This is a genomic window from Cellulophaga baltica (assembly GCF_900102165.1).
Taxonomy (GTDB): Bacteria; Bacteroidota; Bacteroidia; order Flavobacteriales; family Flavobacteriaceae; genus Cellulophaga; species Cellulophaga baltica.
In genome coordinates this window covers 17,789-39,904 of record NZ_FNBD01000014.1, presented here as the reverse complement: position 1 = coordinate 39,904, position 22,116 = coordinate 17,789, and the positions used below count along the sequence as shown (strand labels likewise).

General features: G+C 34.3%; 21 protein-coding genes. 17 read left to right on the top strand and 4 right to left on the bottom strand.

Annotation, left to right across the window (positions count from 1 at the left end; all coding sequences use genetic code 11):
* Positions 1–10: 10 nt before the first annotated feature.
* On the bottom strand, positions 11–778 hold the full coding sequence (locus BLQ19_RS18280) for an RNA polymerase sigma factor (protein ID WP_074539294.1): 768 nt from the start codon (positions 776–778) through the stop codon (positions 11–13).
* Between the two features lie 131 nt (positions 779–909).
* Between BLQ19_RS18280 and BLQ19_RS18275 the strand changes: the two genes are divergently transcribed.
* The 8 genes from BLQ19_RS18275 (at position 910) to BLQ19_RS18240 (ending at position 10,965) form a co-directional block, all read left to right on the top strand.
* Positions 910–1,728 (top strand): patatin-like phospholipase family protein, encoded by an 819-nt coding sequence (locus BLQ19_RS18275; RefSeq protein WP_074539293.1) that lies wholly within the window; start codon positions 910–912, stop codon positions 1,726–1,728.
* Positions 1,729–1,747: 19 nt separating this feature from the next.
* Positions 1,748–4,261: a cation-translocating P-type ATPase gene (locus BLQ19_RS18270; protein WP_074539292.1), complete on the top strand. Its 2,514-nt coding sequence runs from the start codon at positions 1,748–1,750 to the stop codon at positions 4,259–4,261.
* Positions 4,258–5,211, top strand: a complete 954-nt coding sequence (locus tag BLQ19_RS18265) for a 1-phosphofructokinase family hexose kinase (protein ID WP_074539291.1) — start codon at positions 4,258–4,260, stop codon at positions 5,209–5,211. The genes BLQ19_RS18270 and BLQ19_RS18265 overlap by 4 nt, the downstream gene beginning before the upstream one ends.
* A 98-nt stretch (positions 5,212–5,309) precedes the next feature.
* On the top strand, positions 5,310–7,223 hold the full coding sequence (locus tag BLQ19_RS18260) for a sensor histidine kinase (RefSeq protein WP_074539290.1): 1,914 nt from the start codon (positions 5,310–5,312) through the stop codon (positions 7,221–7,223).
* Positions 7,201–8,250, top strand: coding sequence for a response regulator (locus BLQ19_RS18255; protein ID WP_074539289.1), 1,050 nt, complete (start codon positions 7,201–7,203; stop codon positions 8,248–8,250). The genes BLQ19_RS18260 and BLQ19_RS18255 overlap by 23 nt, the downstream gene beginning before the upstream one ends.
* Positions 8,251–8,343: 93 nt before the next feature.
* Entirely contained in the window at positions 8,344–9,180 is an 837-nt protein-coding gene (locus BLQ19_RS18250; protein ID WP_025614696.1) for a universal stress protein, read from the top strand.
* 86 nt (positions 9,181–9,266) lie between these two features.
* Positions 9,267–10,112 carry a universal stress protein gene (locus BLQ19_RS18245; protein ID WP_074539288.1) on the top strand — a complete coding sequence of 282 codons (846 nt, stop codon included), beginning with the start codon at positions 9,267–9,269 and terminating at the stop codon, positions 10,110–10,112.
* 13 nt (positions 10,113–10,125) lie between these two features.
* Complete coding sequence (locus tag BLQ19_RS18240) at positions 10,126–10,965, top strand: universal stress protein (RefSeq protein WP_074539287.1); 840 nt, start codon at positions 10,126–10,128, stop codon at positions 10,963–10,965.
* An 18-nt stretch (positions 10,966–10,983) separates the two neighbouring features.
* Here BLQ19_RS18240 and trxA read toward each other — a convergent pair whose 3' ends face one another.
* Complete coding sequence (trxA, locus tag BLQ19_RS18235) at positions 10,984–11,280, bottom strand: thioredoxin (protein WP_074539286.1); 297 nt, start codon at positions 11,278–11,280, stop codon at positions 10,984–10,986.
* Positions 11,281–11,399: 119 nt separating this feature from the next.
* Between trxA and BLQ19_RS18230 the strand changes: the two genes are divergently transcribed.
* From BLQ19_RS18230 to BLQ19_RS18200, 7 genes are all read left to right on the top strand, one after another.
* Positions 11,400–12,236 (top strand): universal stress protein, encoded by an 837-nt coding sequence (locus BLQ19_RS18230; RefSeq protein ID WP_029446003.1) that lies wholly within the window; start codon positions 11,400–11,402, stop codon positions 12,234–12,236.
* 9 nt (positions 12,237–12,245) lie between these two features.
* Entirely contained in the window at positions 12,246–13,094 is an 849-nt protein-coding gene (locus BLQ19_RS18225) for a universal stress protein (protein ID WP_074539285.1), read from the top strand.
* 67 nt (positions 13,095–13,161) lie between these two features.
* Complete coding sequence (locus BLQ19_RS18220) at positions 13,162–14,001, top strand: universal stress protein (protein WP_024480183.1); 840 nt, start codon at positions 13,162–13,164, stop codon at positions 13,999–14,001.
* A gap of 32 nt (positions 14,002–14,033) precedes the next feature.
* Positions 14,034–14,933 carry a mechanosensitive ion channel family protein gene (locus tag BLQ19_RS18215; protein ID WP_074539284.1) on the top strand — a complete coding sequence of 300 codons (900 nt, stop codon included), beginning with the start codon at positions 14,034–14,036 and terminating at the stop codon, positions 14,931–14,933.
* Between the two features lies 1 nt (position 14,934).
* Positions 14,935–15,780 carry an ATP cone domain-containing protein gene (locus BLQ19_RS18210; protein ID WP_074539283.1) on the top strand — a complete coding sequence of 282 codons (846 nt, stop codon included), beginning with the start codon at positions 14,935–14,937 and terminating at the stop codon, positions 15,778–15,780.
* A 3-nt stretch (positions 15,781–15,783) separates the two neighbouring features.
* Complete coding sequence (locus tag BLQ19_RS18205) at positions 15,784–17,154, top strand: MBL fold metallo-hydrolase RNA specificity domain-containing protein (protein ID WP_074539282.1); 1,371 nt, start codon at positions 15,784–15,786, stop codon at positions 17,152–17,154.
* Positions 17,155–17,166: 12 nt separating this feature from the next.
* Positions 17,167–18,153 (top strand): 2-hydroxyacid dehydrogenase, encoded by a 987-nt coding sequence (locus BLQ19_RS18200; protein WP_074539281.1) that lies wholly within the window; start codon positions 17,167–17,169, stop codon positions 18,151–18,153.
* Here the strand turns inward: BLQ19_RS18200 and cls are convergent.
* On the bottom strand, positions 18,148–19,554 hold the full coding sequence (cls, locus tag BLQ19_RS18195) for a cardiolipin synthase (protein WP_074539280.1): 1,407 nt from the start codon (positions 19,552–19,554) through the stop codon (positions 18,148–18,150). The two genes, BLQ19_RS18200 and cls, sit on opposite strands and share 6 nt — an antisense overlap.
* A gap of 62 nt (positions 19,555–19,616) precedes the next feature.
* A complete protein-coding gene (locus BLQ19_RS18190; protein ID WP_074539279.1) occupies positions 19,617–20,471 on the bottom strand; it encodes an AraC family transcriptional regulator in 855 nt (284 codons plus the stop codon).
* A gap of 175 nt (positions 20,472–20,646) precedes the next feature.
* Here BLQ19_RS18190 and BLQ19_RS18185 point away from each other — a divergent pair, with 175 nt between their 5' ends.
* The gene (locus tag BLQ19_RS18185; RefSeq protein WP_025614685.1) at positions 20,647–21,804 is read left to right on the top strand and encodes a cytochrome P450; all 1,158 of its coding nucleotides are present in this window, start codon (positions 20,647–20,649) and stop codon (positions 21,802–21,804) included.
* Between the two features lie 3 nt (positions 21,805–21,807).
* Complete coding sequence (locus tag BLQ19_RS18180; RefSeq protein ID WP_074539278.1) at positions 21,808–22,113, top strand: 2Fe-2S iron-sulfur cluster-binding protein; 306 nt, start codon at positions 21,808–21,810, stop codon at positions 22,111–22,113.
* Positions 22,114–22,116 lie beyond the last annotated feature (3 nt).

Sequence of the window (22,116 nt, the reverse complement as noted above, 5' to 3'; positions counted from 1 at the left end):
CTTGATTTTATTAGTCTATATATCTGCTTAAAAAACTAGATTTCATTTTGCCTTTTGCTTCTTTTAGCAAATGCGCTACTTCATGCACACTTTTATTAATGATCTTGGAAATTTCATGCGTATTAAACTTATAAGTATTGAACAACTCAAAAGCACTACTCATTGTTTTCGGCAAGCCTAACAATACTAGATTTGCATGCTTTTTAACACGCTCTGCATCTAACTTTTTATCAAGCGTAGCTACTATATCTTTGTCTTTATCTTCTACAAAAACAGCATTTAATAGGTAGTCATTCTTAGGATAATCATTCGTATCAAAATCTTCTAACATAACAAAATCACCATCTCCATCGGTGCTATATTTTTCTTCCATCTCATCCCATTCTGGTTTAGAGAAGTTATCTATATTTTCAAAGAAATAAGTATCAAACTCTTCATCAACAAGCAAATCTTCTACTAATTCATCTGCCTTTTTAAACAACCAAACGTGAAAATCATCCGCTGCTTCTACGGCATCTATATGATCATATACTTCAATAAATAATTGATCTATAATATCATCTCCTTTAAATCTGTTTTTATCTAGTAAACCATTTGCTGTAGCCACATTTAATTTATGTTGTACATATTGTTTTACCTGCGGCAAAACTTTTAAAAGCAACGAATTAGAGGCTTGTGTATCTCCTGTCTGTTTTAAACTAACTAAGTCTACATATGTCTTAGAAACAAATACATTAAATTCATTGGTGCTCGTTGTATTTTTCATAATAGATTCCATAATATCAGGGTGTTAAAATATGTTGATACCCAAATATGGAACTTATTCTAAAAATTTACTATGACATTTGTCAGGTATAAAAAATTAAAACTTTATTACTTTCGATTTTAAATCGTCTGATAGTTAGTAGTATGAATACAGGTTTGGTTCTTTCTGGAGGTGGCGTAAGAGGCATTGCACATGTGGGCGTAATAAAGGCGCTAGAAGAACATCAAATGCAGCCCTCTTATATAGCGGGCACAAGCGCAGATGCCATCGTTGGTGCATTATATGCAGGAGGGTGTTCATGGCAACAAATGCTAGATTTTTTTAAAACCACACAACTTTTCTCTTTCACAAACTACGCCATGGGTAAACCGGGTTTATTAGATACCGAAAAGTTCTATGAACAGTTTAGCGCTTACTTTCCGATAGATGATTTTAAGGCCCTTCAAATACCACTTATCGTTACAGCAACCAATTTATTAGACGGTACCTTAAAAACATTTGACTCTGGAAGTTTAATAAAGACCATACTAGCTTCTGCTGCGGTTCCAGGGGTTTTTGCTCCGGTAGCTATAGAGAACGGATATTATGCAGATGGCGGTATTCTTAACAATTTTCCTGTAGATGTAATAAAACACAAATGTGATACCATTATTGGAGTCTATGTAAACCCTTTTCAAAACGTAGAAAAAGACAGCTTAAAACATGTGTACAATATCATGGAACGGTCTTATCATATTATGTTGGCACGTGAAACAAGTTTAAAATTTAAAGATTGCGACCTACTTATTAGACCCAGTAGAATGAAAGAATTTAGTACTTTTTCTCTTAAAAATAGTGATACCATTTTTAATTTAGGCTATGAATCTGCCATCGCCGCTATAGAAAAGAATAAACTTAAAAAAGACAAAGCTTTGAAGGCTATTAATTTAGAGTTAATCAATGGCTTTTCTATTCCTAAATAAAAATAACAAATAAAACCACATGATAAATCCAAAGGATTTTGGCATACAAGGATTGTCTGAACAAGAAGTTTTAGCCGCTCGTGAAACGCACGGCAAAAATACTTTAGACTATAAAAAACAACATAAATTCATAAATGCCCTCAAGGATATTTTACAAGAACCAATGGTCTTGTTGTTAAGTGTGGCTTCGGGAATTTATTTTCTTACAGGCAATATAGGAGATGGTATTTTCTTAGCATCCGCTATTGTATTAGTAGCCTCTATTTCATTTTATCAAGAATCTAAAAGTAAAAATGCTTTAGAAAAACTAAAAAACATTACGCAACCAAAAGCTAAAGTCATCAGGGATGGCGAAATTAAAGAAGTTCAGACGCATGACCTTGTTCTAGGAGATTGTATCATGGTAGAGGAAGGAACTATAATTCCTGCTGATGGCGTCATTATACATTCAAACGACTTTTCTGTTAATGAATCGCTTCTTACTGGAGAATCTATGGCCGTTTTTAAAGATATACAATCTAAAAAAAATCAATGTTATACAGGAACTACAGTAGCAAGTGGTTTAGCCATTGCCACCGTTACCGCAATTGGAAATGCAACTGCCTTGGGCAAAATAGGAAAAAGCCTTGAAAATATACAGAACGAGAAAACGACATTAGAAATACAAATAGCAAGCTTTGTAAATAAAATGTCTATCGCAGGCGGAATAACGTTTCTGTTGGTATGGGGAATTAATTATTACAATACTCTAAACGTTTTAGATAGTTTACTAAAAGCGCTCACCTTAGCAATGAGTATATTACCTGAAGAAATTCCCGTAGCATTCACAACCTTTATGGCCCTTGGATCATGGCGTTTGATGAAATTAGGAATTGTAGTAAAACAAATAAAAACAGTAGAAAGTTTAGGGAGTGCAACGGTTATTTGCGTAGATAAAACAGGTACTATCACTCAGAATAAAATGAGTTTAGTAAAATTGTATCTTTTTAAAACAGATGAAACTGTAGCGGTTCCAGAAAAACCAAATGCATTAGAGCAAGAATTAATTGATGCTGCGATTTGGTCTAGTGAGCCCATCCCTTTTGATGCTATGGAAGTATCGCTTCACGAAGCATATGCCCGAACTACTAATTCCGATGAACGCAAAGGCTATAGCCTAACACATGAGTATCCTTTAGGAGGTAAACCTCCCATGATGACACATATTTTTGAAAACCAAGAAGGAGAACTAATTATTGCTGCTAAAGGAGCTCCAGAAGCTTTTCTCCCCATAAGTAACTTAAAAGAGGTCGAGAAAGCTAAGATTCGAAAAGCGATAACGGTATTGGGAGATCAAGGCTATAGATTGTTAGGTGTGGGTATTGCTAAATTTAAAGGAACAGATTATCCCGAAACACAACAAGAATTCTTATTTGACTTTTTAGGCCTTGTAGCCTTTTATGACCCTCCTAAAAAAAATATTAGTACGGTTTTAAAAGAATTTGATCGCGCAGGAATTACGGTAAAACTTATTACGGGAGATACGGCTACTACCGCTAGTGCTATTGCCAAAGAAGTTCATTTTATTGGCTATGAAAAAGGTATGACGGGTGCAGAATTAATGCAATTAGACGATAAACAACTACAAGAGAAAGTAAAACACATACAAGTATTTTCTAGAATGTTTCCAGATGCAAAATTAAGAATTATTAATGCTCTAAAGGCAAACAACGAAGTAGTTGCAATGATTGGAGATGGTGTTAATGATGGGCCTGCCTTGAAAGCTGCACATTTTGGCATTGCAATGGGTACCAAGGGAACTGAAATAGCCAAAGAAGCAGCCTCTTTAATTCTCGTAGACGATGATTTATCTAAAATGATCGATAGCATTGCCATGGGTAGAAAAATTTATAGCAATCTAAAAAAAGCCATTCAATATATTATTTCCATACATATACCAATTATCTTGACGGTGTTTATTCCGTTGGCATTGGGTTGGGCTTTTCCTAATATATTTTCTCCAACTCACGTGATTCTTCTAGAGCTTATCATGGGCCCTACCTGTTCTATCATCTATGAAAATGAACCACTGGAAAAAAATACCATGCTTCAAAAGCCAAGATTGTTAACAGATACTTTTTTCAAATTAAAAGAACTCCTAACAAGTATCATTCAAGGTCTAGCCATTACGGTAGGTACGCTAGCTATATATCAATATGGCATTCATACGGACTATTCTGAAGACACCACTAGAACCATGGTTTTTTTGGTTTTAATCATTGCAAACATAGGCTTAACTTTAGTAAATAGATCTTTTTACTATTCTATTTTGACCACGTTAAAATATAAAAACAACCTGGTCCCTTTAATTATAGGAATTACGGTTCTCATTACAGCTGCGCTACTATTCATCCCTCCATTCACACGATTTTTTCAGTTCAGCACCTTAACAATATTACAAGTATTAGGAGCCATCCTAACAGGACTAATTTCGGTCTTATGGTATGAACTTGTCAAATGGAACCAACGCAATAAAAAGAATCCGATGCTATGAAACCTAAAATAATCACGCTCACTGTAAATCCTGCAATAGATAAAAGTACTACGGTACGAGGAATAAAACCCAATAGCAAATTACGATGCGAAACCCCCATTTTTGAAGCTGGTGGTGGCGGAATAAATGTATCTAAAGTATTACAAAAGTTAGGACAAGATTCTATCTGCATGTATCTAGAAGGAGGACACACGGGAGCCTATTTTAAAAAATTACTTAACAAAAGCGGAATTTCTCAAGAACCTATTTCTATACAGGGAGTTACAAGAGAAAATTTAGCGGTAACAGACCTAAGTTGTCACCAGCAGTTTAGGTTTGGCATGCCAGGACCGGAAGTAACGACAGAAGAGTGCAATAAAACGTTACAGCATTTAGACCCACTACTCACAGAAGGTACATTTCTAGTGGCAAGCGGGAGTCTCTCACCAGGAATGCCTTTAGACTTTTATGCCCGCGTTGCTAAATTAGCTCAGGCAAAAAAAGCCAAGCTTATACTAGACACCTCAGGAGAACCTTTATTTATTGGAGCTCAAGCAGGTGCTTTTCTTTTAAAACCCAACCTAGGAGAACTAAGTAGATTGTGTGGTGTAACGGAAATTTCATTTACCGATTTAATACCCCTCGCTCAGAAATTTATGGCGAATAACCCATGTGAACTAATGGTGGTTTCTTTAGGCCCGCAAGGCGCATTCGTCATTACACAGGATTACCACGAGCATATCAATGCCCCTGTTGTGTACCAGAATAGCACCATAGGTGCCGGTGATAGTATGGTTGCGGGGATGGTTTTTGCCTTAGCCAACCATAAGTCAATAAGTGATACTGCTAAATTTGGTGTTGCTTGTGGTACAGCTGCAACCATGACACCAGGTTCACAATTATGCACCATTGAAGATGCCAACAAGCTTTATGAGTATATTCAGCAACATCCTGCAACCAAAAATTTATAAATTTTAGCGTTCTAGTATCTTTCAATGAATAAAAGTTAAAAGCATTCCCTTTTCTTTTCTATGAGCATAATCAGTTTTAAAGTTTTAACTTTGAAATTATGCAAGCTTTTGAAAAGAATAGTACCATTTTTAATCTTCTCTCTGAAGGTGTTTCTGAGGGAATCATAGTTGTCAACAAAAAACAAAATGTAGTTGCATCTAACTCTGCTGCTGAAAAAATGTTCGGCTATGATAAAGATGAACTAATTGGGCAACCTCTAGAAATTCTAATTCCTAAAAGATACCATCCAAATCACGATAAACACGTAGATAATTTTATTTCTAAGAGTGAAAAACGGCAAATGGGTCACGGTCGTGAATTGTTTGGTGTACGTAAAAACGGAGAAGAATTTCCTTTAGAAGCAGGCTTAAACCCTTTTGAGCTGTACGATACCACGTATGTTATGGCACTGGTTATAGACATTACCAATAGAAAGGCCGTAGAGAAAGATTTAAGAATGAAGAGTGAAGCACTACAATCTGCTTCCAATGGAATTGTAATCTCTGATGCTTTAAAACCAGACAATCCTATTATCTATTGCAATGCTTCTTTTCAAACGCTAACGGGGTATTCTGAAGAAGAGACAATCGGCAAAAATTGTAGATTCTTACAAGGCGATGACAAGGACCAAGACTGCATCGTTAACATGCGAAATGCCATAAAAAAAGGAGAAAGCTCACAAGCTATTTTACGAAACTATAGAAAAGATGGAAGTCTTTTTTATAACGATTTATACATTACACCAATTAAAGACAGGTTTGGAACTATTACCAATTATATTGGAATACAGAATGATGTTACAGAGCGTGTAAAAAGTCAGCAAGAAAAAGAACATTGGGCAAAAATTTTCAATGAATCTTTAAATGAAATCTTCTTATTTGACAAAGATTCATTACGGTTTATAAATGCTAATAAAGGAGCTCAAAATAATATTGGCTACACGGTTAAAGAACTCAAGAAGTTTACCCCTGTCGACATTAAACCAAATTTTACAGAAAAACAGTTTAGAAAGGTTTTGGTTCCTTTAATTACAAATGAAGAAGAAAAAATAAAATTTGAGACGGTACATCAAAGAAAAGATGGCACACAATACCCAGCAGAAGTACATCTACAATTATCAAGATTCGGGGATCAAGATGTTTTTTTAGCCATCATATTAGACATCACAGATAGAAAAAACTACACCCTAAAATTAGAGAAAACGGTTCAAGAACGTACCAAGCAATTAACTGAGGCATTAGCTAAAGAAAAAGAACTCAACGAGTTAAAAACTAGATTCTTATCACTGGTTTCTCATGAATTTAAAACACCGCTTAGTAGTATTTTAACGTCTATTACCCTACTTGCCAAATACACACAAACGGAGCAACAGGAAAAGAGAGATAAACATGTCAATACTATAAAAAGCAAAGTACGTTATCTAGATACTATTCTAACAGATTTCTTATCGGTAGAACGTTTAGATTCCGGAAAAATAAATTACAGTTTAGAAGAGTTTCCGTTGAGTAAATTATTGGATGATGTAATCTACAATGCCAACATGCTTTTAAAAACAGGACAGCGCATTAGCTATCCTAGAAATATAGATGACCTTTTCATCTATTTTGATGAAAAAACCTTGGCATTGGCCTTGTCTAATTTAGTACATAATGCTATTAAGTACTCTCCTGAAGATACTGCTATAGATATCATCGTAGCGAATAATACAGATACCATAGAAATAAAAGTGGTAGATCATGGTATAGGAATCCCTGAAGAAGAGCAGAAACACATTTTTAATCGCTATTTTAGAGCTGAAAATGCACTCTTAACACAAGGAACTGGAATAGGACTAAACATCGCTAAACAGCATTTGGAAAATTTAGGCACTAGTTTAGACTTTACAAGTTCGGAAAATGAAGGGTCTATTTTTACGATTACCATACCTAAAGATTTAAAGCAATACGCACATGAAAACTATTTTATTAATTGAGGATGATAGAGCACTTCGTGAGAACACAGAAGAACTTTTAGATCTTGCTGGTTATGCAGTAAAGACTGCTCCTAATGGAAAAATAGGAATTACAGCTGCTAAAGTATTATTGCCAGATATTATACTTTGTGATATTATGATGCCAGAGGTAGATGGCTATGGTGTTTTAAAAGCACTTAACGAAGATGAAATTACAAAGCAAATTCCTTTTATTTTTCTTTCAGCAAAAACAGAGCACAAGGAAATTAGAAAAGGGATGGATTTAGGTGCCGATGATTATTTGACCAAACCTTTCGAAGAAGAAGATTTAATTAGTGCTATTGAAAGTAGACTGGCCAAACATGAGATTTTAAAACAAAATGCCGTTGCAGATCACAAACAGGAAACTATTGAGGATGATATTTTAGACCTCAATGAATTAAAGAATTTTTTTGATGATAATGGGGACGAATTGACTTTCTCACAAGGTGATATTATCTATAAAGAAGGTCAAGCTTCTAACACCATTTTTTTGGTTCTAAAAGGAGTTGTTAACTGTCATTCTATGGATGAAGACGGAAAACAATTAATTACGTCTTTGTACCGAGGAGATGATTTCTTAGGCTTTACTTCTTTCTTAAAAAATGTACCTTATCAAGAATCTGCTACGGCAATGGAAGATGTGGTTTTGGCGGGTATTTCTAAAGAAAACTTAAAAGAAATTTTAGAAAAAAACCATGCTATTTCTTTAGAGCTGGTAGAATTACTATCGGGAAACATAAAAGAAATTAAACAGCAACTGCTGCAAATGGCCTATAGTTCTGTACGAAAAAAAACAGCTCAAACCTTATTACAATTTGCCGATATTATGACCACGCAAGCAGATGAGCCTATCAAAATATCTAGAAGTGATTTGGCGAGCGTTGCGGGTATTGCCACAGAAAGTTTAATACGTACGTTATCCGGCTTCAAAAAAGAAGGCTTAATTGAAATAGAAGGCCGAAATATTAAGATTAAAGAGCTCAAAGCACTCCAATACATCACCTAAGTTCCACTACTCTTACCTTTCAGGATATGACCGTTGTCATTTTTTGAGTTCTTAAGGCTTTATACCTTCGCTGTAAAGTAGTGGATCCCAATAATGAAACAAATTTTAGTACCTACAGATTTCTCAGAAAATTCTTTTAATGCTTTAGCATACGCCGTTGCATTTTACAAAAATACAGCCTGTACATTCTATATCATGAATATTGGTGCATTGAGCGAGTCTGGGATTGCAACAAATGGCTTTGCCTTAAATTATAATGCAATAGACCTGCCATCAAAAATGGCGCTACTGGAAGAAAAAATTCAGGAGATTTCTAAAAATAATACGTCTAAGCTTCATCTGTTCTACGGTTTACAAGAATTTGGAAATTTTATTGATATTATTCGTAAGACTATCGTAGAAAAGAAAATAGATCTTATTGTTATGGGGACTAAGGGCACTTCTACATTAAAAAATACATTTATAGGCAGTAACACTGAAGATGTCATTACAAAAGTAGCCGCCAACTTATTAATTGTACCAAAAAAATGTAAATTTCAACCCCTACATAAAATTGTATTTCCTACCAATTTCAACAACTTTTATTCTTTTGACATTCTACAGTCGTTAACAGAAATTTTACGAATCTCTAATGGTGTATTAGAAGTGATGAGTGTAATGGTGACTGAAAAATTAAATAGCTCTCAAGAGAAAAATAAAAACTATCTGCACGAATATTTAGATGAAGTATTTGAAGATCGCTACCATTTTTATAGTGAAAAAAACAAAAACGTGAAAGACGCTATAGAAGATTTCACCATCACCCATGCCATTGATATGACCATCATGGCAGCAAAAAACTTAAATTACTTACAACAACTGTTATTCAATTCTACCATTAAAAGAATAAGTAAGCACACAAAAATTCCTGTTTTTGTACTTCATGAATAAACAAACTATCCTAGGTCTATGACAATTGTCATAGGGATTTAATACACCAAAAGATATTTTTGAAGTGACCTCAAAAATATTAGGCTATGAAAACTATCTTAATCCCTACCGATTTTTCAGAAAATGCAATGCATGCTATAGATTACGCCCTGCAGTTGTACAAATGCGAGCAAACCGTTTTTTATTTTGTGCACGCCTATGCTGATGAAGTTTATGGTTTTTTAAAAAATAGTGCAGATACGTCTATTTCTGAACGTACCACTAACATTGAAATTCGAGTTAAAGAGTTACTCAACGACTTAATTAGCACTAAAGAAGAAAAGGTACATAACCCTAAACACACTTACAAAGCAATAGCCTCTTTTGAGTCTTTGGTTGATGCTGTAAATGACACCGTTAATCTATTTAACATTGACCTCATCATTATGGGAACCAAAGGTAAAACAGCAAATAAAAGCATCACTTTTGGAAGCCATACTGTACAAGTATTTAAATATGTAAAATGCCCTGTTCTTGCTATCCCTGAAACGTATACCTACCAACACCCTAAAAAAATTCTATTCCCAACAGATTATAATTTGCCTTATAAACGCAGGGAATTAAAGCTCTTAGATACCTTATGTCAGGAATTCAAATCTGATGTTCATTGCCTTCATATATCCGATTTTGAAGATTTAAGCATGCGCCAAATAGATAACAAAAAATTTCTTGAAGACGCTTTACCCAATGCTTATTTAAGTTTTGAACAGACTGCGGTACAAAATAGAGTTACTGCTATCATGAATACCATTGATGAAAAAGCTATAGACCTATTAGTAATGACAAATTCTCGTCATTCCTTTTTAGAAGACATGTTATATAGATCTACCATAGATGAAATAGGTCTTAAAATCCATTTACCCTTTTTAGTACTTCAAAATTTATCACGTTAATACGCTCATACGCATGAAAAATATACTTATCCCAACAGATTTTTCAGAAAATTCATGGAATGCTATTGCCTACGGATTATCGTTATTTAAAAAAACAAAATGCACTTTTCACCTCACCCACGTAAGTCCAGTTCTAGCAGCTAGCGCAGGAGAAATGGCGATGGTTTTGCCCCCTGAAATTATGGAAGAGAACTTACTGAAAGAAAGTTTAAAAAAATTAGATACTCTTTTAGAACGTATAGAAAAATTGCCTTTTAACACTAAACACGAATTTCACACCTCGGCCAATTATGGTTTCTTTATTGATCATATAAAAAATGATGTAGCGACTAAGAAAATAGATCTTATTATCATGGGTACCAAAGGTGCTTCTGGTATAAAAAAAGTAGCTTTAGGTAGTAATACGGGGCACGTAATTACAAAAGTAAAATGTGCCGTATTAGCCGTGCCTGAAGAAACAAGCTATCACAAACCACAGCGCATTGGTTTTCCAACAGATTACATTATAGATTACGATTTAAATATCTTAGCGCTTTTAAAAGATGTATCGCTATTGACCAATGCGGAACTCAATTTTTTACATATTGAGAGTAAACATGAAACTATGAGCGCTCTACAATTAAAAAACAAAGAATTTCTAGCACATTATTTTAAAAAAATAACGCATAATTTTAGCAACCTAGAAAGCCACAATTTAGATACAGCTATTGATAGGTTTATCCGTACCGAAAAGGTAGATATGTTAGTAATGGTCGCTAAAAACTTAAATTTTTTAGAGCGTATCCTATTCAGGCCTACCGTAGAAGACATAAGCTACCATATTAGCATCCCTTTTTTGGTTTTACATGAATAAATTAAAAGAAATCTATTGTTAGTTAGATTTGATGATATTTACGATATCATTTTTTTGGAGCACTCCAGATTGTCGCCAAAGTTGTTTTCCATTTTTAAATAACATCATGGTAGGTACCCCTCTAACTTGATATTTTGAAGCCAAGGTTTGGTTTTTATCTACATCAATCTTTACAATCTTAACGGCATCTCCCATCTCCTCTTTTACCTGCTTTAAAATGGGCGCCAAAATTTTACAAGGTCCGCACCAATCGGCAAAAAAATCAATTAATACTGGTGTATCTGAGTCTATTATTTTATCGAAACTACTTTTCATCTTTCTATTCTTTTTTGAATTATAAATTTATAAAATACAGCAGAGTTCTGAACTGATTTATATCATAATTTTATTGGATTATGTTGGGTACTTTTAATCCACCATAAAAATACAACATCATGAAAAAAATATTGCTCCCAACTGATTTTTCTGATAACTCATTTAAAGCGATAACCTATGCTTTAAAGGTCTACAAAGACATCAAATGCACCTTTTATCTATTGCATACGTATAATCCTTCTGTGTATCAAACAGAATACTTAATTGGCAGCCCTGGATTAATAGGTCTAGGAGATGTTATGAAAGAAACAGCGCTGACAAATAGTAAAGAATTAAAAGAAAAAATTGAATTAGAATACCCCAATCCTAAACACACGTTTAAAACACGTGTTATATTTAATACGCTTCTGAATGAAGTTCTTGAAATGACCACCAGTGAAGGTATAGATCTTATTGTTATGGGTACCAAAGGTGCCTCCGGCGCTGAAGAAATATTGTTTGGAAGTAATGCGGTACATATCATTAAAAAAACAAAATGTCCTCTGATTGTCGTTCCAGATTCTTTTGCCTATGAAGCACCAAAAGAAATTTTATTTCCTACAGATTTTGAAATTACCTATCCTGAAAAAGAAATTGAAAGCCTTTTACAAGTGGTTAAACACCATAAGTCTCAAGTTAATATATTGTATATTAGAAAAGCCATTGCGCTTAACATGGTACAAAAAGAGCATAAGAAACAATTGGATAGACTTATGGTTAATCATGCTATTTTTCATGAAGTTCCAGACAATGAAATTATTACAGCCATAAACGATTTTCAATTAAAAAGAAAAATTAATCTCTTGGTAATGATTCAAAATAAGCATACCTTTTTTGAAAGACTATTCATAGAACCTGTCTTAAAAAAGGTCGGTTTTCATGTTACTATACCCTTTATGGTCATTCCTCAACTTTAAAAAATTAAAATGAAATCTATATTAGTAGCAACAGACTTTTCAAATGATGCCTACTGTGCATTGTTTTACGGAACAAAATTATTTAAAGAAACCTCTTGTACCTTTTATATTCTCAATGTGTATGATGAGCTTACGCCTCTAAAGAATAAAAGGGCACCTTTCTTATCCAATAAAAACGAACTAGAAGAAATAGAAGCGCAATCTAATATTGCTTTAGAAAAATTAATTCATAAAATAACCTTAGATACAGAAAATCCTAATCATAAGTTTATTCCACTTTCTAAAGAAGGCAATCTCTCTAAGAACATAAAAAACACCACTAAGGCATATGATATAGATCTTGTTTTAATAGGTAGTAAAGGAGAAACTGGCGCTAAAGAATTGTTCTTTGGCAGCAACACTATTCAAATTACAAACACCATATCCAACTGTCCCATATTAGCTATTCCAAAACAAATAGAATATACTGCACCTAAAGAAATTGCATTTGTAACAGATTATAAGCAAGGGTGTTCCTTATCTAATATTGCGCCCCTTTTATTTATTGCTAAACAAACCAATGCTGCCATACGAGTTATGCATATTATTGAAGAAGCTATCTTAGATGCAGAGCAAGAACTCAAATATAAATTATTAGAAAATTGCCTAAAAGAGTATCAGCATTCTTTTACAACAATGAAAGAATTTAGTGATAAAGCAAAGGTTATTCACGAATTTATTGCTGCTCGCGAGATAGATTTGTTTTGTATGGTACATCAAAAAAGAAATTTTTTAGAAAAGTTACTACGAGAACCTGTGATAAAAGATGTTAGTATGTATGCCAATATTCCGTTTCTAATACTTCCGAGTATGGAGTGACAATTGTCATAGAAAAGTTCCTTGAGTACAATTAAATTTATCACACCAATCTCTAAAATGGAACATCATGAATAAACGCATCTTAATTCCTACTGATTTTTCAAAAAATGCTTTAAATGCAGCACGTTATGCCCTAGATTTATATGAAAAGCAAAATTGTGAATTTTACTTTTTAAATGTATTTCACGTAGATGGCTATACCACAGACTACCTGGCACTCCCAGAACCGGGTAGTCCCGATTATGATGCAGCCCTAGAAGTATCTGAGAAAGCCTTTGAAAAATTATTAGAGGTACTCGCATTGCATAATGACAACCCAAAGCATCAATATCATACTATTTCTAGTTTAAATTTTCTATCTGAAGCAATGAAACATATCATTGCTAAAGAAGCCATTGATTTAGTCGTTATGGGCACCCAAGGTGCCACCGGGCGCAAAGGAATTATTTTCGGAAGCAATACCGTAAAGGCTATGGAAAAAATTACAGCTTGCCCTGTTCTCGCTATTCCAGAAATGGTACGCTTTACGCCTATTAAGGAAATAGTATTCCCTACCGATTTAAAAACAAATTATAAAGCCAAAGAACTAGATTATCTAGTAGATATAGCTAGAATGCATGGATCAGCGATACGCATACTTCATATCAACAATACAGAAGAATTATCTACTACGCAACACGAAAGCAAGGAATATTTAGAATCCATTTTTAGTACTATAGAGTGTACATTTCATACGCTTACAGGATTGAGCCTAGCGAAAGGCATCACCACATTTGTAGCGAGTAGAGACAGTAGTATGATTGCATTTATAAACCGTTCTCATTTTTTCTTTGGAACCGTATTTTCAAAGCCTTTAATTAAGGAGATAGGTTACGAAGCCACTACACCTATTCTTGCGCTTCATTAATAGTATGTATAACCACATTCCTACATAACTTCATGGAAACTTTAAATACCCTCTTAGAACATCCTACATTTTTAAAAATAGCCAAGTTAGTGCTATGGATCATGGTTATTGTTGCTAGTATTAGTTTTTTAAGGAAAGTATTAAAGAAAAGAATTGCAGATTTAGCGATACGCTATAAGGCACAAAAAGGCGTAGAAATCATTGGCTATGTTCTAATTGCTTTATTAATCCTAATATCTTTCACCGTAAAAAACTTAGAAGATTACACCATTATAATTGGCTTATTCACGGCCGGTATAACGTTTACGCTTCAAGAGTTAATTTTGAGTATAGCGGGATCATTTTATATTTTCTTTGTCCGTATTTATAAGCCAGGCGATCGGATAGAAATAAACGGAATAAAGGGAGATGTTATAGATATTGATAGTATCTATACCACTTTAATGGAAATGGGAGAATGGGTAAGCAGCGATAACTATTCCGGTAGAATTGTAAAAATCAGTAATGCCTTTGTTTTTAAGGGTCCTATTAAAAACTATTCTATGGATTTCCCTTTTGTTTGGGACGAATTAAATATTCTTATCACCTACGAATCTGATTTAGAACTTGCAAAAAAAATAGTCCAAGAACAAGCTGAATTACTTTTAGCGGATTACACAGAAAAATCTACTGCAAAGTGGGAAGAAATGGTAGAACGCTACTATATTGAAGATTCTAAGCTAGCCCCTTCTATCGCCATCAATTTAACAGATAATTGGGTGGCTATAAACTTACGTTATATCACAGATTATAAAAGAAGAAGAGCTACAAAGCACGAATTACTTGAATTAATTCAGAGAGAAATTAAAGCTACCCAAGGTACAGTAAGCTTTGCCTCTACTACTCTACAATTACTTAAAATACCCGAAGTAGACGTACAACTAAAAAAATGATATGGAACCTACTATGACCATTAAAGTAACGAAATCTTCAGGAGAAAAAGCTCTTTTTTCTTTAGATAAATTACGTAATTCCCTAAAGTATAGTGGTGCCAATCATAACTTAATAGAAGCAATTGTTTCTAAAGTAAAAGAGGAGCTTTATGAAGGTATTTCTACACAAGAGATTTACAACAGAGCTTTTGCGCTTTTAAAAAGAAACAAATCGGTTTTTGCCTCTAAATACAAGCTAAAAAAGGCCATCTATGAATTGGGCCCAACAGGCTTTCCTTTTGAACGTTTTGTGGCTGCGATTTTAACTTATTCTGGATACACAACTACCGTGGGTGAAATTCTAAACGGAATTTGTGTTACCCATGAGATAGATGTGATTGCGGAAAAAAATAATAAAGTGGCTATTATTGAATGTAAATTTCATTCGGAAGAAGGCCGTAACTGTAATGTTAAGATTCCGCTATACATTCATTCTCGGTATAGGGATGTTAAAACATTCTGGGAAACAAAATCAACAGAAAAACGGGTTATAGATAAAGGTTGGGTAGTAACTAACACAAGATTCACAAGCGATGCTATTGCCTACGGCCATTGTGCCGGTCTCTATTTATTAAGTTGGGATTTCCCTAAAAAGGAAGGATTAAAAGATAGAATAGATCGTTTGAGTCTATATCCCATCACTGTTTCTACGCTTCTAACAAATAAAGAGAAGCATTATCTATTAAATAGAGACGTAGTACTCTGCAGACAACTCTGGAAAGAACAATTTTTATTAGATCATTTAGGTATTTCCAAATCTAGAAAAACAAGTATTATCAATGAGCTTAAACAATTTTGTAATCCTTAATTTATGAAAAATGTAAAAATTCACTTTTTAGGCGCCTCTGGTACCGTAACAGGGTCTAAATTTTATATAGAAACTCCAGACATAAACATCATGGTAGATTGTGGCATGTTTCAAGGATTAAAAGAACTCCGTGAAATAAACTGGACTCCTTTACCTATCAATGTTTCTAAAATAGATGTTGTTCTACTTACGCACGGACATTTAGACCACACTGGTTATTTACCGCGTCTCGTAAAAGAAGGATTTAAAGGGAAAATAATAGGTACGGCTCCTACTTTAGCTATTGCAGAAATTATACTTTTAGATAGCGGTAAAATTCAAGAAGAAGAGGCACAGAGAGCTAATGAAGAAGGGTATAGCAAGCATCATCCCGCAATTCCATTTTATACCATAGATGAAGCTAAAAACACCATTTCAAAGTTTGAAGCTGCAGATAGCGGAAAGTGGCTTCAACTCTCTGATGCTGTAAAATTTAGATTTCGATACAACGGACATATTATTGGTGCTACATTTATCGAGCTTGATATGTATGGTAAAATAGTAGTTTTTTCCGGTGATATTGGAAGAGTGGAAGACGTATTACTCTCAAAACCAGAAAAACCAGAATGGGCAGATTATTTATTTTTAGAAAGTACTTACGGCAATAAACTACATCCTAAAGAGGATGTAGAGGGCATGCTTGTTGCTTTAGTACATAAAACAATTACGAATGGCGGAAACTTAATTATCCCTTCGTTTGCCGTAGAACGTTTACAATCGTTAATGTACACCCTATGGCAATTATACAAAAAAAACAAAATTCCGAACATCCCTATATTTATTGATAGTCCAATGGGTAACAATGTACTATCTGTATTTGAAGAATTTCCTGAGTGGCATAAATTATCTTCCGAGGAATATGCAGCTATGTGCAACCATTTTAATATAATAACTTCCTATGCCGATACATGGAAAACTATTGATAATCCACGGCCTAAAATAATAATTGCGGGAAGCGGTATGGTTACTGGCGGTCGTGTATTAACCTATTTAAAACAAATGATAGGCAAAACCTCAACAACTGTATTGCTTGCAGGTTATCAGGCAGAAGGCACACGCGGCAGACAGTTATTAGAAGGCGCTCATGAATTGAAAATTTTTGGAAAATACTACCCTATAAAAGCTTCCATTCAGCATTTAGAAAGTTTATCTGCCCATGCAGATCAAAACGAATTACTCGATTGGTTAAGTGCGATAAAAAATATACCAGAAAACGTATTTTTAATTCACGGAGAGCCCAATGCTTTAGATATATTTAAAGTAAAAATTAGAGATGAATACCATTGGAATGTTACTATTCCAAAATTAAATGATACAACAACATTAATAGTATAAGTACAACCACACATGAAAATATTATTTTACAGCAGTAAAGATTTTGAAATTCCGTTTTTAAAAAACGCCAATACCAAAAATCAAGAACTAGATTTTATTCCGGAAGCACTAACAAGTGAAAGTGCTTTAAAAGCAACGGGGTACAGTGCTATTTCTATATTTTCAGGAGATGATGCCTCCTCGCTAGTCTTAGAAAAACTTTGGGCGCTAGGTGTGCGCTACATCACTTTGCGTTCCGCTGGTTATAACAATGTGAACCTTGGTGCTGCCAAAAATTATGGTTTCAAGGTCGCAAATGCACCAGACTATTCTCCTTACGCTATTGCAGAACATGCTACAGCCTTATTATTAGCTTTAAACCGTAAAATAGTTACGGCCAATGCGCAGGTAAAAGCCTATAATTTTATACAGGATAATTTAATGGGTTTTAATGTACGAGGTAAAACTGTAGGGTTAATTGGCACAGGTAGTATTGGTGCTGCTATGGCAAGTATCATGAATGGTTTTGGTTGTACAATTTTAGCCTATGATATTGCACCCAATTATGAATTGGAAACTGCCTATAATTTAAAGTACAAAAGTTTAGATCAGCTGTGTAGTGCATCAGACATTATAAGTTTACACATACCACTCACGGAAGATAATCACTATCTCATAAACAAAGAACGAATGGCTTTAATGAAAAAGAATGTGATTATCGTAAATACCGCTAGAGGTGCACATGTAAATACTATAGCTATTATTGAGGCCCTTGAAAATAAACAAATTGCTGGTTATTGCACTGATGTATATGAAAAAGAAGCGGGAACTTTTTTTAAAGACTTTTCAAGCGAAGAATTAAAAGATGAGGCCTTAAAAAAGCTTTTAAGTTTACCTAATGTGCTATTAACTCCACATCAGGGATACATGACCCATGAAGCCTTACAGCATATTGCCGAGTTGACATTTGAGAACTTGAATGCTTGGAAGGAACATGAAATAAGTAAAAACGAACTATAATAGTGCACTAAACAATTTACCAAAACCTTCTTTAAGCTTATCACTCCACGGCCTGTTTATAAATTCTGTGTAGGATAAGCTTTTACTTATATTAGCATCATTTAGAAAATCTGTTTTGAGCAATTTTGCAAATACTTCATCATAAATTAAAGCATTTACTTCATAATTCTGCTCAAAACTACGATCATCTAGGTTGGCTGTACCTATGGTGGTAATAGCATCATCACTTACAATAATCTTACTATGTAAGAATCCATCAGGAAATAAGTATATTTTCACTCCCGCTTTTAAGAGCGCTTCAAAATAAGAACGTACACTCCACCCTACTATTTTACTATCTGCTTGTTCTGAAATTAGCAGCCTAACATCTATGCCGCTAAGGGCTGCCGTCTGTAATGCTTGCAAAATAGCCTGTCCTGGAATAATATAAGGGTTGGTGATATAAATGTATTTTTCAGCTTTGTTAATCATGGCAAAATACGTCTGTTCAAGCGATGCAAAGTCATCATCTGGACCTCCTGCAACTATTTGCACTAAACTAGTATTAAGAACCTTTTTTTCTTTATTTGCAGATGGTATCAAATTAATTTCCTGCTCACTCACAAGGTACCAATCTAATGCAAAAACATAATCTAAATGTTCTGCGGCAGCTCCTGTAATTTGTAAATGCATATCATGCCACTTGCCTAAAGTTGCATCCCCTTTTAAATATTTATCCGAGATATTTATGCCACCAGTAAAACCTATTTGCCCATCGATAACTATAATTTTGCGATGGTTTCTGTAATTCAATGATCTAAAAAATCGCCCGAATTTAAACGGCAAAAAAGGGTACACTAATACGCCTATACTTTCTAGCTTGTCAATGTATTTTTTACTTAAAGAAAAACTACCTACTCCATCATAAATCATCCGTACGGAAACTCCTTCCCTTACTTTCTTCTCAAAAAGTTTTAAAAAAGCATCCGCCAATTCGCCTTCTTCAAAAATATAATATTGAAGATGTATCGTAGTTTTTGCTGCTTCTAGTGCTTTAAAAATGGTTTCAAAAGTAGTTTTACCATCTTTTAACAATACCAATTCATTACCTCCCGTTGGAGGAAAATGAGAGTTTTTGTAGACTAAGGTCATGATCTTTTTAAACTGGCCACGCATTACAGCGGTTTGTTCTATAGAAGGTTTTGGAAATTTAAAAAAACGTTCTTTTTTTAAACGTATTAGTTTATTTTTTCTTCTATTTCTCCCCAATAATAAATAGAGTAAAATGCCGCCCACTGGTACTGTAAATATTGCCAGTAGCCACCCTAAAGTTTTAGACGGTTTTGCGCCATGCAATAAGATACTCACCACTAAGGTTAGCGCTACTAAAACATAAAGTATAATTAAAATCTGCAGTCCCAAGATAATCTTTTAACGGTAGGGCTAAGGTAGCCTAAGTAACTACATATTAGCTATGATATATATCAGAGTTTAAGGTATTGTTTTCTAAAACTCAAAGGAGAGCAATTCATATACCTATCAAACTGTCTATAAAAAAAAGGGAGACTCTCATACCCGCATTCATAAGCAATCTGGCTTACTTGTTTTTTAGATTCGATAAGTAATTTACAGGCTATATTGATGCGGTATTCATTTAAATAAGTAAAGAAAGATTTACTGTGTGATTTTTTAAAGAACCTGCAAAAAGCTTCGTTTCCCATAGCTAGTGTTCCTGCAATGTCTTCTAGCTTTATTTTTTTCGTATAATTATTGGCGACAAAATTTTGAATGACATCTATCCTATGATTTGTTTTACTATTTAAGATAGGTGTAAAACCAGGAGTTACCAAGAGATTATAAGTGGTTATTTCGCTAATTTCTTTTAATACTTTTAAAAATGACAGAAGTTTCTCTAAGGGGTCTTTGGTAAGTACTTCTTCTAATTTTGAAGTCATTTTAGCCGCTACAATGGCATTAAAATGGATGCCTTCTGAAGCACGTTCTAATAGTTTTTTGATACTATAAAATTCTCTTTTCTCTAACCAACCAACACCTAAAAGATTAGCATCCCATTGAAAAACTATCGATTTAACGTAGGTTGCATCTTCAGAAGTATTCTTCCAACAGTGCGGCAAGTTGCTCCCTAAAAGCACAAAATCACCAGCTTCAAATTGTTGCACACTATTACCTACATAGCGCACCCCTTCTCCCTTAAGAATATACGTTAGTTCAAATTCTGGATGAAAATGCCAAGGTGCATCAAACTCATCACTTTCATACACAAAGGCACTAAAAGAGCTGTTATTGGTGACTCTAATTTTTTCAAATTCTGCTTTCAATTTAAAATATATTTACTCGAAAATAATCAATTATAACATCAATAAGAAGTAAAATAACAATAGAAAGTCAATTTAAGCACTTATGAGGTCAATAAAGAGAATTTTTGGTTTCTTAAAAAAATAGATTTTTGAAGCAATCAAAACTACTATCTAAAATCATAAATATAAACCACTCATGAAGGAAAGTATTTTCACAGATCCTTTTAAAAAGGCAAGACAGGAAACAGGCATAGGAGAAATGGATGATCAAAATGATCCTGTTGCCATGATTCTAGGGCATAAGGAAGTACGTAGGGCTGCACATAATTGGAAAAGCTATAGTTCAGGAGCTATTCCGGGACGCATCGTTATTCCTTCGGAGGTAAATATTAGAAGTATCCGCCAAATTCCTTTTGAAGTAGATCCTCCGCAACATGGTGCTTATCGGGAGGTGGTTGAAAAATGGTTTAAGCGGCCATTAGAAAAAAAATACGAAGAAGAATTAACCTTACAGATTGAGGCTTTGGTAATAGAGGTATTGGAGCAAGATTCTTTTGAAGTGATTCATGATTTTGCATTGGTATTACAATCTCAAGCGCTCACCTTATTGTTTAATGTACCCTTTGAAGAAGCACAGACTTGGATATCTTGGGGTACCCATGTTTTTAGAAGTAAAGATTCTGCTTTAGATGGTGCAAAAGCAAATGTTCTTTACGATTATATAGACCAAAAATTAGCTGAAAGTAGCTCAAATCCAGGTAAGGATTTTTATGCTGTTTTATTAGCAGCGGAAGTAGATGGCAAAAAGCTAAGTGCAGAAGAAGCTAAGGGGGTGCTTATTTTAACCTTTGCCGGAGGTAGAGACACGGTTATTAATGCGGTGACTAACAGTATTGCTTATTTCGCAGAACATCCAAAATCTTTAGAATGGCTCAGAAAAGAGCCCGAATTATTACCTACTGCGATAGAAGAGCTTATTCGTTACTTTTCGCCCCTAACGCAAATGGGACGTGTGGCTACGCAGGATACTATGGTTTGCCAACATGCTGTAAAGGCAGATAGCAGAATTTCGCTGTGTTGGGCTTCAGCAAACCGAGATGAAACTGTATTTGAAAATGCTGATGAAGTTGTTTTAGACCGAAAAGCAAATCCGCATGTAGCCTTTGGTTTTGGCACGCATAACTGTCTTGGAGCAACTCATGCAAGGCAAGTAATGAAAGTGTTATTACGCACTTTAATAGCTAAAGTAAAAAGCATAGACATTCATGACGCTAAGGATAATATAGAAGATCTTGGTGATTTTAAACGTAAAGTAGGTTTTGATTCTTTAACCGTAAAATTCAATAAAATATAAGTAATGGCTCAAATAACATTTATTTCAAGTGATAATAAAAGCACTGTGGTATCCGGTAACTCTGGTAATTTGATGGAGTTAGCGCTGCAAAACAAGATTGAAGGAATTGAAGGAAATTGCGGAGGGGTATGCTCTTGTGCTACCTGTCATATTTACGTACAACCAGAAGATTGGACAAAAATAGGTCCGCCAAATGAAATGGAAAGTGATATGCTAGAGTTTGATGATAAAACCACAAATTACAGCAGATTGTCCTGCCAAATTCAAGTCACTGATGCCATTGATGGCATAGTTGTTAATGTTGCATAATAG